General features: G+C 62.5%; 18 protein-coding genes. 10 read left to right on the top strand and 8 right to left on the bottom strand.

Annotated features, from left to right (window positions below):
• Positions 1-167: 167 nt before the first annotated feature.
• Positions 168-347: a hypothetical protein gene (locus CQ14_RS27255; RefSeq protein ID WP_057860916.1), complete on the top strand. Its 180-nt coding sequence runs from the start codon at positions 168-170 to the stop codon at positions 345-347.
• A gap of 46 nt (positions 348-393) precedes the next feature.
• On the opposite strand, the gene CQ14_RS27260 is transcribed toward CQ14_RS27255, so the two are convergent.
• From CQ14_RS27260 to CQ14_RS27280, 5 genes are all read right to left on the bottom strand, one after another.
• A complete protein-coding gene (locus CQ14_RS27260) occupies positions 394-675 on the bottom strand; it encodes a hypothetical protein (RefSeq protein WP_057860917.1) in 282 nt (93 codons plus the stop codon).
• A 98-nt stretch (positions 676-773) separates the two neighbouring features.
• Entirely contained in the window at positions 774-1373 is a 600-nt protein-coding gene (locus CQ14_RS27265; protein WP_245320546.1) for a tetratricopeptide repeat protein, read from the bottom strand.
• Positions 1374-1531: 158 nt separating this feature from the next.
• A complete protein-coding gene (ykgO, locus tag CQ14_RS27270) occupies positions 1532-1657 on the bottom strand; it encodes a type B 50S ribosomal protein L36 (protein ID WP_002718645.1) in 126 nt (41 codons plus the stop codon).
• Positions 1658-1881: 224 nt separating this feature from the next.
• The gene (locus CQ14_RS27275; protein WP_057860919.1) at positions 1882-2331 is read right to left on the bottom strand and encodes a MaoC family dehydratase; all 450 of its coding nucleotides are present in this window, start codon (positions 2329-2331) and stop codon (positions 1882-1884) included.
• A gap of 14 nt (positions 2332-2345) precedes the next feature.
• Positions 2346-2822: a MaoC family dehydratase gene (locus CQ14_RS27280; protein WP_057860920.1), complete on the bottom strand. Its 477-nt coding sequence runs from the start codon at positions 2820-2822 to the stop codon at positions 2346-2348.
• Between the two features lie 108 nt (positions 2823-2930).
• On the opposite strand from CQ14_RS27280, the gene CQ14_RS27285 reads away from it, so the two are divergent.
• The 4 genes from CQ14_RS27285 to CQ14_RS27300 are packed head-to-tail and all read left to right on the top strand — an operon-like array spanning position 2931 to position 5925.
• Positions 2931-3815: an amidohydrolase family protein gene (locus CQ14_RS27285; RefSeq protein WP_057860921.1), complete on the top strand. Its 885-nt coding sequence runs from the start codon at positions 2931-2933 to the stop codon at positions 3813-3815.
• A gap of 37 nt (positions 3816-3852) precedes the next feature.
• On the top strand, positions 3853-4695 hold the full coding sequence (locus CQ14_RS27290; RefSeq protein ID WP_057860922.1) for a dienelactone hydrolase family protein: 843 nt from the start codon (positions 3853-3855) through the stop codon (positions 4693-4695).
• Complete coding sequence (locus tag CQ14_RS27295; RefSeq protein WP_057860923.1) at positions 4692-5438, top strand: haloacid dehalogenase type II; 747 nt, start codon at positions 4692-4694, stop codon at positions 5436-5438. Before CQ14_RS27290 ends, CQ14_RS27295 begins: the two co-directional genes overlap by 4 nt.
• Before the next feature lies 1 nt (position 5439).
• The gene (locus CQ14_RS27300) at positions 5440-5925 is read left to right on the top strand and encodes a YbaK/EbsC family protein (RefSeq protein WP_057860924.1); all 486 of its coding nucleotides are present in this window, start codon (positions 5440-5442) and stop codon (positions 5923-5925) included.
• On the opposite strand, the gene CQ14_RS27305 is transcribed toward CQ14_RS27300, so the two are convergent.
• The 3 genes from CQ14_RS27305 to CQ14_RS27315 all read right to left on the bottom strand — a co-directional run bounded on the left by CQ14_RS27305 (position 5922) and on the right by CQ14_RS27315 (position 8557).
• On the bottom strand, positions 5922-6275 hold the full coding sequence (locus CQ14_RS27305) for a hypothetical protein (RefSeq protein WP_057860925.1): 354 nt from the start codon (positions 6273-6275) through the stop codon (positions 5922-5924). The two genes, CQ14_RS27300 and CQ14_RS27305, sit on opposite strands and share 4 nt — an antisense overlap.
• 124 nt (positions 6276-6399) lie before the next feature.
• Positions 6400-7389, bottom strand: a complete 990-nt coding sequence (locus CQ14_RS27310; RefSeq protein ID WP_057860926.1) for a tripartite tricarboxylate transporter substrate binding protein — start codon at positions 7387-7389, stop codon at positions 6400-6402.
• Positions 7390-7645: 256 nt separating this feature from the next.
• Positions 7646-8557 (bottom strand): LysR family transcriptional regulator, encoded by a 912-nt coding sequence (locus CQ14_RS27315; RefSeq protein WP_057860927.1) that lies wholly within the window; start codon positions 8555-8557, stop codon positions 7646-7648.
• Between the two features lie 117 nt (positions 8558-8674).
• On the opposite strand from CQ14_RS27315, the gene CQ14_RS27320 reads away from it, so the two are divergent.
• The 5 genes from CQ14_RS27320 (at position 8675) to CQ14_RS27335 (ending at position 12197) form a co-directional block, all read left to right on the top strand.
• On the top strand, positions 8675-9427 hold the full coding sequence (locus CQ14_RS27320; RefSeq protein ID WP_057860928.1) for an SDR family NAD(P)-dependent oxidoreductase: 753 nt from the start codon (positions 8675-8677) through the stop codon (positions 9425-9427).
• Between the two features lie 73 nt (positions 9428-9500).
• A complete protein-coding gene (locus CQ14_RS27325; protein WP_057860929.1) occupies positions 9501-10199 on the top strand; it encodes a pirin family protein in 699 nt (232 codons plus the stop codon).
• Positions 10200-10376: 177 nt separating this feature from the next.
• Positions 10377-10976 carry an NAD(P)H:quinone oxidoreductase gene (gene wrbA, locus CQ14_RS27330; RefSeq protein WP_057860930.1) on the top strand — a complete coding sequence of 200 codons (600 nt, stop codon included), beginning with the start codon at positions 10377-10379 and terminating at the stop codon, positions 10974-10976.
• Positions 10977-11044: 68 nt separating this feature from the next.
• Positions 11045-11176, top strand: coding sequence for a hypothetical protein (locus CQ14_RS47680; protein ID WP_283807275.1), 132 nt, complete (start codon positions 11045-11047; stop codon positions 11174-11176).
• Positions 11177-11249: 73 nt separating this feature from the next.
• On the top strand, positions 11250-12197 hold the full coding sequence (locus CQ14_RS27335; protein ID WP_057860931.1) for a DUF5996 family protein: 948 nt from the start codon (positions 11250-11252) through the stop codon (positions 12195-12197).
• The last annotated feature ends 62 nt before the right edge of the window (positions 12198-12259 follow it).

Here is a 12259-nt window from a genome sequence, read left to right on the forward strand (position 1 = left end):
GGGGTCATACTGACGTCATTGACAGGTTTGTACAGTGACGTTGCCACTTTCGCCATGTGTGCGCGTGCCTGATTGGGGGGTAGCCGGGCGCCTGCACTGTACCCAACATCCACAGGAACATGGCCGCTCACTACAAATTGTTCCAGCGTATCATCGGAGGACTACCCATGATTTCCGACGCAAGCGAAGCCGCCATCGATCAGATCGTTGCGAGTTGCAATGGCGACATCCGCGGCGCACTCAAGGCGCTGTTGCGGGTCAACGAGCAGCTTGAGACGGAATTGGCGCAAATCTACGCGGCAGTCGGCCTTGATGGTCTGGCCCGTGGCAGCCACGCCGTACACTAGAGCTTTGGGCCGCCGCGTTTCCTAACGCGAAACGGCTCGAAAATGGCTAGTCGGATTTTTTCTCGTCGTCCTGCGTTTTCGCGGGCGGTTCTTGCACCGCCGGACATTGGGGGATGGTCGAACGGGCCAGCTTGGCGTCATTGCGCGACTGGTAGGGTCCGGTTCCGAACCAGATATTCCCGCCGACCTGGGCGTTGATCACGGGGTTGCTCGTCACAATCTCGCATTTGCCGGTGGCTTGGTCGCCAACCACCCAATAGCCGCCTTGCGCCAAAGCGCAGGCTCCGGCCGCGACCATTATCGCGCCGGCCAGCAGCAATGATTTCATGGCCCGCTCCTGTCACGCAGTCAGCCAACAAGGCGCTTTGACGGCGCTACGTTCCTGCCTGAAGTAATTCGTCGGAAATCAGGGTTAACCGCGAGAGTTCAGATATCGCGGCCTTCGACCTTTTCGGTCAGCGTCTTGACCAGTTCCGGCACCTTCTCCAGATGCGGATTGACGGCCAGCGCCTTGCGGAACGCTTCCAGCGCGCGCCTGTCGTCGCCGATTTCCTGCATGATCATGCCAAGGCCGGCCAGCGCACCGAAATGCCTGGGCTCGCGGATCAGCACCTGCCGGATGTCATCCAGCGAACGGGTGTAATCGTTCTTCAGGTAGTACAGCGTCGCGCGCCGGTTCCACGCCTCGGTATAGTCGGGACGGAGCTTGACGACGGAGTCGAGCAGTTTCAGCGCAACGTCGATCTTCTGCGCATCCATCGCAGCCTTGGCGCGCAGCATCAACAGCGCAGCCGTGTCGCTCGGTGTCTGCATCCACAGCGCCCAGATCCGGGCCTCGACGTGCTTGGCGCTGGCCTCATCCGGGGCGGCTTTCAGCGCGCCGAACAGGAAATCCAGCCCGCGGGTGCGGTCGGCGCCGACCTTGGGAAGCTTGCTCGGCGCTTCCGGCAACTTCTTCTGTGCCTTCGGCGGGGGAATGACTCTGGGGTCTTCCTGGGCAAAAGCGGCCGCGGGCACGGCTGCCATGACAGCCGCGAGAATGACGATCCGGCAGTTGCGGGCGTCCAAGAATCTCAAAACCATAAGACAAGTCTAGACGTGCAAAATCGCGCCGCAAAGCAGCGTTTCGTCAAAGACCTGTGAAGCGAACGAAGATTTTGGCGGCTTAGCCCTTTTAAGGGGGCTTAGCCTTGGCGGGCCTTGAACCGGCGCTGCACCTTGTTGATCACGTACACCCGGCCCTTGCGGCGGACCAGACGGTTGTTGCGGTGACGGCCGCGCAGCGATTTCAAGGAGTTACGGACTTTCATGGGACAATCCTGATGCTTTGAAAGGCCGTGCTGGAGGCCCGAACCTGAGCTACCCGAAAGTGGCAAAATGGGATTTATCCCGAAAAGCGGCCAGCCACCCGGGATGGGCGGTTTCTAAGGAAGGCGGCACCGGATGTCAATCCGAATGGGGCCGGTTTTGGCTCCATCCGTCCCGTTCCGGACCTAACGCCGGACAGCCTCGCCCGCGGGAGAACGCTCCGGAATCACTGGCAAAACAGGTCGCGCGGGAACTCGACCAGGGCCTCGCCGGTCGCAACTTTTTCGCCCGCCTGGTTCTTCACCATCACGTCGATCAATACCCAGCGGGATTTCTCCGAGGTCTGCTTGGCCTTGATGATTCCAGAGGGCTGGATGGTGTCGCCGGGCCGGACCGGCTTGACCCAGCGCGTTTCCAGCCGGCGGTGGATAGCGCCCGCGGGATAGGCCCAGTCAGTCAGCATCCGCGAGATCAGCCCGAAATTGTTCATGCCGTGCATGATGATGCCGCCGAAATTGGTCTTGCCGAAACTGCCCTTCATGTAGTCGTCGTCGAGATGCAGCGGGTTGTAGTCGAGCGAGGCATCGCAGAACAGGCGGATGGATTCGCGTGAGACCGCGAATTTCGGACCGTCGATGACGTCGCCGGCGGAGAGATTGTCGAACGTGGCAGTCATTGATCGCTCCCCTCTTACATCGGCCGAATCGTCCAGCCACGGCCGGAGCAGATTACCTCGCCGCGCTGGTTGAAGAAGACGTTGTCGTGCACCACGAACAGCCGTTCGCGCTTGATGAACTTGTCGAGCGCGCGAGCCTGCAGCGTAATCACGTCATTGGGGCGCGCCGGAATGTTGTAGCTCCAGGATTGCCCGGCATTGACGGTTCCGGGCGAGCGCATCCAGTCGTCCGCCGGGGTGCAGGAAAACATCAGGAGGATGTGGATCGAGGGCGGCGCGATCAGCCCGCCATAGCGGGTGGTCCTGGCATAGGCCTCGTCGAAATAGATCGGGTGGGTCTCGCCAACCGATTTGCAGTACAGCTCGATCGCCTCTTTCGTCAGCGTGTAGGGAATGGTCTTGCGCGGCTCGCCGGGAACGATGTCGTCCCAGACCTTGCGCAGATTGGCGTCTTTCCAGAAATCGGTCTCGAAAGTCTGCGCTTCGGCCATGCCGCACTCCCCTTATTTTCCGCCTTTTATTTCTGCCGTCTTGCGGAATTCGTTATATAGTATAATCAATTTTCCAGACCCAAAAATCAAGCCGGCGGGAAACCCCATATGCCCAAGCTCAAGCTGCCCGATATCGAGAAGGTTGTCGCGATCGACATCCACACCCATGCGGAAGAGCCGTGCGGCCTGCATGGCGACGACGGCTATGACGACTTCCAGGAGCGCATGGCCGAGTACTTCAAATCCCCGCACAAGCATCCGCCGACCGTGCCGGAGACCGCGGCCTATTACCGCTCGAAGAATATCGCGGCCGTGATCTTCCCGGTCGATGCCGAGCGCGAGACCGGTTTCCGCCGCTACAACAATTACGAGATGCTCGAGGTCGCCTCCGACCATCTCGACGTCCTGATCCCGTTCGTCTCGATCGATCCGCACAAGGGCAAGTTAGGCGTGCGCGAGGCGCGCAAGCTGATCGAGGAATACGGCGTCCGCGGTTTCAAATTCCATCCGACCATGCAGGGCTTCTACGCCAACGACCGCATGGCCTATCCGCTTTATGAAGCGATCAACGAGGGCGGCGCGATCGCGCTGTTTCACACCGGGCAAACCGGCGTCGGCTCGGGCATGCCCGGCGGCATGGGCATGCGCCTGAAATATTCCAACCCGATGTACATGGACGACGTCGCGGCGGATTTTCCCGGCCTGAAGATCATCCTCGCGCATCCCTCTTTCCCCTGGCAGGAGGAGGCGCTGTCGGTCGCGACCCACAAGCCGAACGTCTATATCGATCTCTCCGGCTGGTCGCCGAAATATTTCCCGCCGATCCTGGTGCGCTACATCAACTCCATTCTGCAGGACAAGATGCTGTTCGGCTCGGACTGGCCGGTGATCACGCCGGACCGCTGGCTGGCGGATTTCGCAAAGCTCGAGATCCGCGAGGAAATCCGGCCGAAGGTGATGAAGGCCAACGCAAGGAAGATTTTGGGTATCTAAAAGAGTATCATCGGCGGCAAAACCTGCGAGGTGGTCGATGACGAACTTCGCCAGAATTATCGCCCTGCTCGCCGCGCTCCCAATCTGGGGAGCCGGCCTGAATATTGCGCCGGCGGCCGACAGTGCGCCACGCCTTATCGAATTCGAAAGCCCGCTGGCGGGCCCACAGGCGCTGCAGGGTTACCTGCGATTACCCGATGGTCCTGGCCCCTCGCCTGCAGTCGTGATGTTGCACGGCTGCGGCGGCGCATGGCGGGGAATCGACGAGCGCTGGGGCAAGCTGCTTGCGGAGTGGGGCTACGTCACGCTGACCATCGACCGGTTCGGCACGCGTGGCATCACGAACGCCTGCACGGGCGGACTGCCGCCACAGACCCTGAATGATGCCTACCGCGCGCTGAATTTCCTGGTCGGACAGTCATCGGTCGACCCGAGCCGTGTTGCCGTGGTGGGATTTTCCCAAGGCGCCATGTTGGCGCTGCTCTCGGTTGAGCGCGGTCAGCTCGAACGCAGCTCAGTAGAAAAATTCCGTGCAGCAATCGGTTTCTATCCGCCCTGCGTCGGTCTCAAGGGCAACATGACCGTGCCAACACTGATCCTGATCGGCGAGCTCGACGACTGGACGCCAGCCCAGGCGTGCCGCAACCTTGCCGAAGGCCGTGACGACTGGGGTATCTCGCGCGAGAAGGGACAGGGAAGTCCCATCGAGATCACCGTCTATGCCGGCGCCTATCATGATTTCGACGTGCCGCGCTTCCGAACGCCCGAGAAGTTCCTGGGCCATCACCTCGAATTCAACGAAGAGGCGCGGGATCGATCCGTCGACGCGCTCAGGAAATTCCTGTATGCGACGATCGGCGGAAAAGAGAAACAACCGTGACCATCAAAGCCGTTGTCTTCGATGCCTATGGTACGCTCTACGACGTCCAGTCGGTGGCTGATGTCACCGAGGACGCGTTTCCCGGCTATGGCGAGATCATCACGCAGGTCTGGCGCATCAAGCAGCTCGAATACACCTGGCTGCGCTCGCTGATGGGACGTTATCAGGATTTCTCGGTCACCACGCGGGACTCGCTGGCCTACACGCTGCGCAGCCTCGGGCTGGAATATGACGACGATACGTTTGCGCGCATTGTCGAGAAATACCTGCATCTCGATCTCTATCCGGATGCCCTTGCGGCCCTATCGGCGATGAAGGATTGCAAGCTCGCGATCCTGTCCAACGGCAGTCCTGATATGCTTGAGGCGCTGGTGCGCAATAGCGGGCTGGACCAAGTGCTCGACGCGACCATCAGCGTCGACGCGAAAAAAGCCTTCAAGCCCCGTCCCGAAGCCTACGCATTGATCGAGGAGGTGCTGCATGTGCCGCCTGCGGAAGTGCTGTTCATCTCCTCCAATCCATGGGACGTCTGCGGCGCCAAGGCGTTCGGGCTCAACGTTGCCTGGATCGAGCGGGTGACGCCGGAAGCGATGGCGCTGGCCTGCCTCGAAAGCGAGACGCTGCCGCCATTGACAATGTTCAAGATCCTGCGCACCCAGATGGACGAACTCGGCGTGATGCCAGACCATCGCATCCACAGCCTCTCCGAACTGCCTGCCCTGGTGTCCGCCCAAAGGTCCTGAAATGAGTCTTGAATCCGTTCGCGCCTTCTTCGCCGAGAAGGCGCCCGATATTGCCGTGATTGAATCAGAGGTGAGCTCGGCGACCGTCACACTGGCCGCCGAAGCCTACGGCGTCGAGCCGGCGCGCATTGCCAAGACGCTATCCTTGCGGATCGGCGAGCGCGTGATCCTGATCGTGGCGGCAGGCACGTCGCGGATGGACAACAAGAAGGTGAAGGCGCTGTTCGGCGGAAAGCCGAAGATGCTCGGCCTCGACGAGGTTGCCGAGATCACCGGGCACGAGGTCGGCGGCGTCTGTCCGTTCGGATTGAAGACACCGCTGCCGATCTATTGCGATGTTTCGCTGAAGGCGTTCGACATCGTGGTGCCGGCCGCGGGCTCAACCCACAGCGCGGTGAAGATCACGCCCGCGCGCATGGCGGAACTGACGGCGGCCGAATGGGTCGACGTCTGCGAGATCAGGCCGGTTGAGGCTGCGTCAGCCTAATCTTCCTCGAAGTACGGCCTCGGCGGTGGCGGCGCTTCTCGCTGCATTTGCTGCGGCGCGCGGCCGCGTGGCGCCTGCTGCGGCACACGCTGCCCAGGCGCACGATTGGCCTGCTGCTGCTCGGCGCTCGTTTCGAAAACCGCACGGCAACCGCTGGAGAGCTGCGGCGTGTTCTGCCGCAAGCAGGCCACGATCCGGTTGACATCCGGGATCTGGTCGCCGCAGAGCCGCCAGACATCGGGCGTGCACGCCATCTGCTGTTCCCAGGTTCCGCGATATTCCTGCGAGAATGCGGGGGCGACGCCGCCGATCGCAATGGCAAGGCCGAGGACAATCCGCTGCGTTCGCATGCACGGGTCCTTTCTTTGTGTTTTCTGTTAGGCGCGGAAGTTTCCGCGCGGCGATGCATTGAGCCTGCTGGATGAATGCGGCCACGCGACGTTGGTGCGAACAAAAAAATGTGAAGCGGGTTCCCTATTCCACCTTACCGATTTTCTTCACCGCCGCGACCAGCCGCGCGCTGTCTTCCGCGACGAATTTTGCAAACTCGGGTGCGTCGAGATAGGCGACCGGACTGCCGGCGGTCTCATACGTCTTCACCACCTCGGGCGCCTTCACCGCTTCCGCCATCGCTTCGCGCAGCCGCGTCATGATCGGCGCCGGCAACGCGCTTTGCGCGAAGAGTCCCGCCCAGATGTAGAACTCGACATCCTTGTAGCCGAGCTCCTTGAAGGTCGGCAGATCGGGAAAACTCTTGATGCGCTCGGCGCCCCAATTGGCGAGCACGCGCATCTTGCCGTCATCGACCTGCTGCTTCAGCGTGCCGGGCGCGGACGCCACCGCCTGAATGGTGCCGCTGAGCAGCGCGGTCAGCGCTGGGCCGGCGCCGCGGAACGGCACGTGCAGCAATTTGATGCCGGCGCTCGCGGCAAACATTTCCATCGCCACATGCAGCGTGCCGTACGGCCCGGACGAGCCATAGGGAATCTGCCCGGGACGCTTCTTCGCATCGTCGACGAATTCCTGCAGCGTCTTCCACGGCGCGGATGCGGGCACCGCGAGGAGCGTCGGGTCGGCGAGCACGCGCGCTACCGGTGCGAACTGCGCGACTTCATAGGCCACCGGGCGGTCGAACAGCCGATCGGCCTCGGGCAGCACTGCGAGCGAGGACAGCGTCATCAAAAGCGTATGCCCGTCAGGCTCGGCGCGTGCCGCCGCCGCGTTGCCGACCGATCCGCCGCCGCCACCGGCGCGGTTGTCGACGATCACGGGCTTGCCGAGAATCCGCTCCAACGCCTGCGCCACCGGCCGCGCGGCCAGATCGGCCTGCCCGCCGGGCGGGAACGGCACGATCATGGTGATGTTGCGCGAGGGGTATGGGGTTTGGGCGAAGGCGGTGTTGGAGAGCGCGGTATGCGTCAGCGGCAGCGCGGCGGCGGCCTTGAGAAGTTCGCGGCGGTTCATGGGTAGTTTCTCCCCGGCAGTTTGTTTTGGTTATCGGGCGAGCCTAGCCGATCCAGAGCATATGGCGATAGCACGCGACGTCTCACCCTCCCCTGGAGGGGGAGGGTCGGCTCGCGTTGAGCGTAGCGAAATGCGAGACGGGGTGGGGTGGTCTCTCAACACGGGCGCTGTTGGATGTGGAGAGACCGTCACCCCGCCCCGCCGCTTCGCGGCGACCCTCCCCCTCCAGGGGAGGGTGAAAGTTCAAACCTACCGGCTACTTCCGCTTCTTCGCTTTCGCAAACTGCTTTGCCAGAAAATCCGCCAGTACCTCCACCCGCGCAGGCCTCGGGCCGCCGGGGGGCGTCACCAGATGCACGGCGCCTTCGGGTTGGTGCCAGCCTTTCAGAATCACCTCGACTTCGCCGGACGCGATGGCGTCTCCGATGATGAAGTCCGGCAGATCGGCGATGCCGAGGCCGGCAATGACGCTCGGCAACAGTGCCTCGCCATTGTTGACGCGGAGCTGGCCCGCGGGGCGTACGCTGGCCTCCTCGCCTGAGGCATTGGTGTAGTGCCAGACATTTGCGGTCGAGAGATAGGCGTAGCCGAAGCATCTGTGCTGGGCGAGATGCATCGGATGCGTCGGGCGACCGTGACGCTTCAGATAGGATGGCGCCGCCACGGTGTAGCGCGGCATCGCACAGAGCCGCCGCGCGATCAGCGAAGAATCCGGCAGCCGCGCGATGCGCAGGCCGGCGTCAAAACCTTCGCCGATCAGGTCGACGGTTGCATCGCTCAGGTGAAGATCGATCGAGACCTCCGGGAAGGCTGCGAGAAACTCCGGCAACATCGGCGCTACCGCCTTCACGCCGAACGTCATCGGCACCGCGAGCCGCACCAATCCGCGCGGCACCATCGATTGCGACAGGGCTTCGTTCTCGGCGTCCTCGCCATCGGCCAGCAGGCGCGCGGCGCGCTCGGCCAGCCGTTGCCCGGCATCGGTCAGCGCGAGCCGCCGCGAGGTGCGGTTGAACAGCCGGGCGCCGAGCCGTTGTTCCAGCCGGCTGACCGCCTTGGAAACCGTGGCCTTGGACAGGGCGAGCTCAGTCGCGGCCGACGCAAACGACCGTAATTCCACGACTTTTGCGAAAATCGCCAGCGCCTCGAAATCCGGAAGCTTGGACATTGGGATCGCCTCCAAGGTTTAATTTTTGGAAACAATGAGTTTCAATAGTTTCTATTTCTATACCACGGCAGACGGCATATCCAATGCCCATCGGAATTCAAGCAACGGAGAAATCCAATGACCAAGAAGCTCTCAGGCAAGGTAGCCCTCGTCACCGGCGGTTCGCGCGGCATCGGCGCAGCAAGCGCACGGGCGCTTGCGGAAGAAGGCGCCAATGTCGCCATCAGCTACGTCGCCTCTCCCGACAAGGCCGAGGCTGTCGTCACCGAGTTGAAAGCAAAAGGCGTCAACGCCCGCGCTTACAAGGCCGACCAGGCCTCCGCCGCCGACGTCGACCAACTGGTGAAGAACGTCGCGAAGGATTTTGGCCGGCTCGACATCCTCGTCAACAATGCGGCCGTCGCCGTCGGCGGGGCGATCGATGACGCCAACACCGATAACACGGCGCTGGCCCGCCAGGATGCCATCAATGTGCATGGCGTGATTACCGCGATCCGCGCGGCGTCAAGGCTGATGGGTGAAGGCGGACGCATCGTCACCATCGGCTCCGGCATCGCCACCCGCGCCTCGTTCCCGGGCCTGGCCGACTACGCCGCCACCAAGGCTGCGATCGTCGGTTACAGCAAGGGCGCCTCGCGCGACCTCGGACCGCGCGGCATCACGGTGAACGTGCTGCAGCCTGGCTCGATCGACACCGACATGAACCCGAAGGACGGTGGTGATTTTGCCGAAGCCCAGCGTGTCCAGCACGCACTGCAGCGCTTCGGCACCGCTGAAGAAATCGCCGCCGGCGTCGTCTTCCTCGCGAGCCCCGAAGCCTCGTTCGTGACCGGCACGGTGCTCAACGTCGATGGCGGCTTCGGCGCGTAATGCAAATCCAGAGAGGCCGGGCGGATCCCCGCCCGGCCCCCGAATCAAAAAACTTTCAACGAAGGAACATCCCATGATCGAACTCAGACCTTTTGCAAAACTCGGCAGCGCCGATCACGGCTGGCTGAAGGCGAAGCACCACTTCTCGTTCGGCGGCCACTATGATCCCGACAATATGGGCCATGGGTCCTTGCGGGTGTGGAACGATGACGAGATCGCGCCGAACACCGGCTTTCCCGCCCATCCCCACGCCAACATGGAAATCATCACCTATGTTCGCGAAGGCGCGATCACGCATCAGGACTCGCTCGGCAACAAGGGCCGCACCGAGGCCGGCGACGTGCAGGTGATGAGCGCAGGTTCCGGCATCCGTCACTCCGAGTACAATCTGGAGCCGTCGAAGACCAAGATCTTCCAGATCTGGATCGAGCCGACGACGACGGGCGGCCAGCCGACCTGGGGCGCCAAACCGTTTCCGAAGTCGGATCGCTCCGGCAAGCTCGTCACCATCGCCAGCGGCATCGAAGGCGACAAGGACGCGCTGCCGATCCGGGCCGATGCGCGGGTGCTCGCCACCACGCTGAAGGCGGGCGAAAGCGCGGAGTATTCGGCGGAGAAGGCGCGGCATCTATATCTGGTGCCGGCGGCCGGCAGCGTCGAAGTCAACGGCGTGCGCGTCAACGCCCGCGATGGCGCCGCGATCCGCGACGAGGCGAAGCTGACCATTACCGCGCTGGAAGATTCCGAGCTGGTGCTGGTCGACGCGGCGTAGCTGCGAACACTGGTCGTCATGCCCGGGCAAAAGCGCGAAGCGCGTCTTCGCGCAGGTGGCCCGGGCATCCATCCGCTTTGCGAGAGTCTTCAAGGGCGATGGATTGCCGGGTCAAGCCCGGCAATGACACCTCAACAATCCACAACACCTCATATCAAACTCAAAGGAAAAGCCATCATGGCCAAAGTACTCGTGCTCTATTATTCCGCCTACGGTCACATCGAGGCGATGGCGAATGCCGTCGCGGAAGGCGCACGCAAGGCCGGCGCCACCGTCGACGTCAAGCGCGTGCCTGAGCTGGTACCGGAAGCCGTCGCCAAGGCCTCGTATTACAAGCTCGATCAGGCGGCACCGATCGCGAAGATCGAAGACCTCGTCAATTATGACGCCATCATCGTCGGCACCGGCACGCGCTTTGGCCGGATGGCGTCGCAGATGGCTAACTTCCTCGATCAGGCCGGCGGCCTCTGGGCCAAGGGGGCACTGCACGGCAAGGTCGGCGGCGCCTTTACGTCAACGGCGACCCAGCATGGCGGACAGGAAACCACGCTGTTCTCGATCATCACCAACCTCTTGCATTTCGGCATGACGGTGGTCGGCCTGAACTACGGCTTTGCCGGACAGATGACGCTCGATGAAGTCACGGGCGGTGCGCCCTATGGCGCGACCACGATCACCGGCGGCGACGGCAGCCGTCAGCCGAGCGAGAACGAGCTCGCCGGCGCGCGCTATCAGGGACGCGTGATCGCGGAGACTGCCAGCAAACTGCATGGCTGATGCGACAGAGGCGGCATTCTCATTCGAGAGTGCCGCCCTATCTGGTCCATCGGGGCGATGGATTTGGCATGATCGAAATTCTCTTTATTGCTCAACTGGCGCAGCGGCCGCTGCAGGCGGTCGTGCGGCGCTGGTGGTGCAGGAGCCTCTACCGCGCTTCGCGCGGGCAGCGCCGCTGCCCGGAGTGCACGAAATCGTGACGCACGGCTTCTAAACGCCCGATGAATTCTTGATAGCCTTCGACCTCCCGGTCGGCACGCTGGAGATTCTGGCATGAGCAGCAATTCGCAAGTTCCGTGGCCGGAATTGCCGACCGCGGCATGGCGTGACACCTGTGCGACGCTACAGCTCTGGACCCAGATCGTCGGCAAAATTCGCCTGACCAAGTCGCCGTGGCTCAATCATTCCTGGCATGTGGCGCTGTATGTCACGCCGCGCGGATTGACGACTTCACCGGTGCCCAACGGTGCGCAAACGTTCCAGATCGATTTCGATCTCATCGATCATTGCTTGCGCATCTCGACCAGTGACGGCGCGCATCGGGACTTTGCGCTGTCGGGTCATTCCGTCGCAAGCTTCTACACCGCTACGCTTGCCGCGCTCGGTGAACTCGGCATTGCCGTTGCCATCGACGAGACGCCGAACGAACTGTCCGATCCGATAAGATTCTCCGAGGATACCGCGCATGCTTCCTACGATCCCGACGCCGTCAGACGCTTCCTGCAAATCCTCGTCAATAGCGATCGCGTCTTCAAGCAATTCCGCACCGGCTTTCTCGGCAAGGCGAGCCCGGTGCATTTTTTCTGGGGCAGTTTCGATCTTGCGGTGACGCGTTTCTCCGGCCGCCGCGCGCCGCGTCATCCCGGCGGCGTGCCGCATCTGCCCGACGCAGTCGCACATGAAGCCTATTCACACGAGGTCAGCAGCGCCGGCTTCTGGCCAGGCGGCGGCGCGATCGATTACCCTGCGTTCTATTCCTATGCCTATCCCGAGCCACCGGGTTTCCGCGCAGCGAAGGTGCGACCGGATGCGGCCTTCTTCAGCGAAGCCCTTGGCGAATTCATCCTGCCTTACGACGCCGTGCGTACAGCTGCTGACCCCGACAAGGCGCTGCTCGATTTCCTGCAAAGCACCTATGAGGCCGCAGCGATTTCAGCGAAGTGGGATCGCGCCGCACTTGAGTGCGATCCTGGCCAACCCGGTGTGGTGCGCGAGCTTTGAGGTACTGTGTGGGGTGGGCAGCGCGTGCCCACCTTCCCTTCTGTAGTTATGATGGGAAGGTG

The sequence above is a fragment of the Bradyrhizobium lablabi genome (assembly GCF_001440475.1).
GTDB lineage: Bacteria > Pseudomonadota > Alphaproteobacteria > Rhizobiales > Xanthobacteraceae > Bradyrhizobium > Bradyrhizobium lablabi.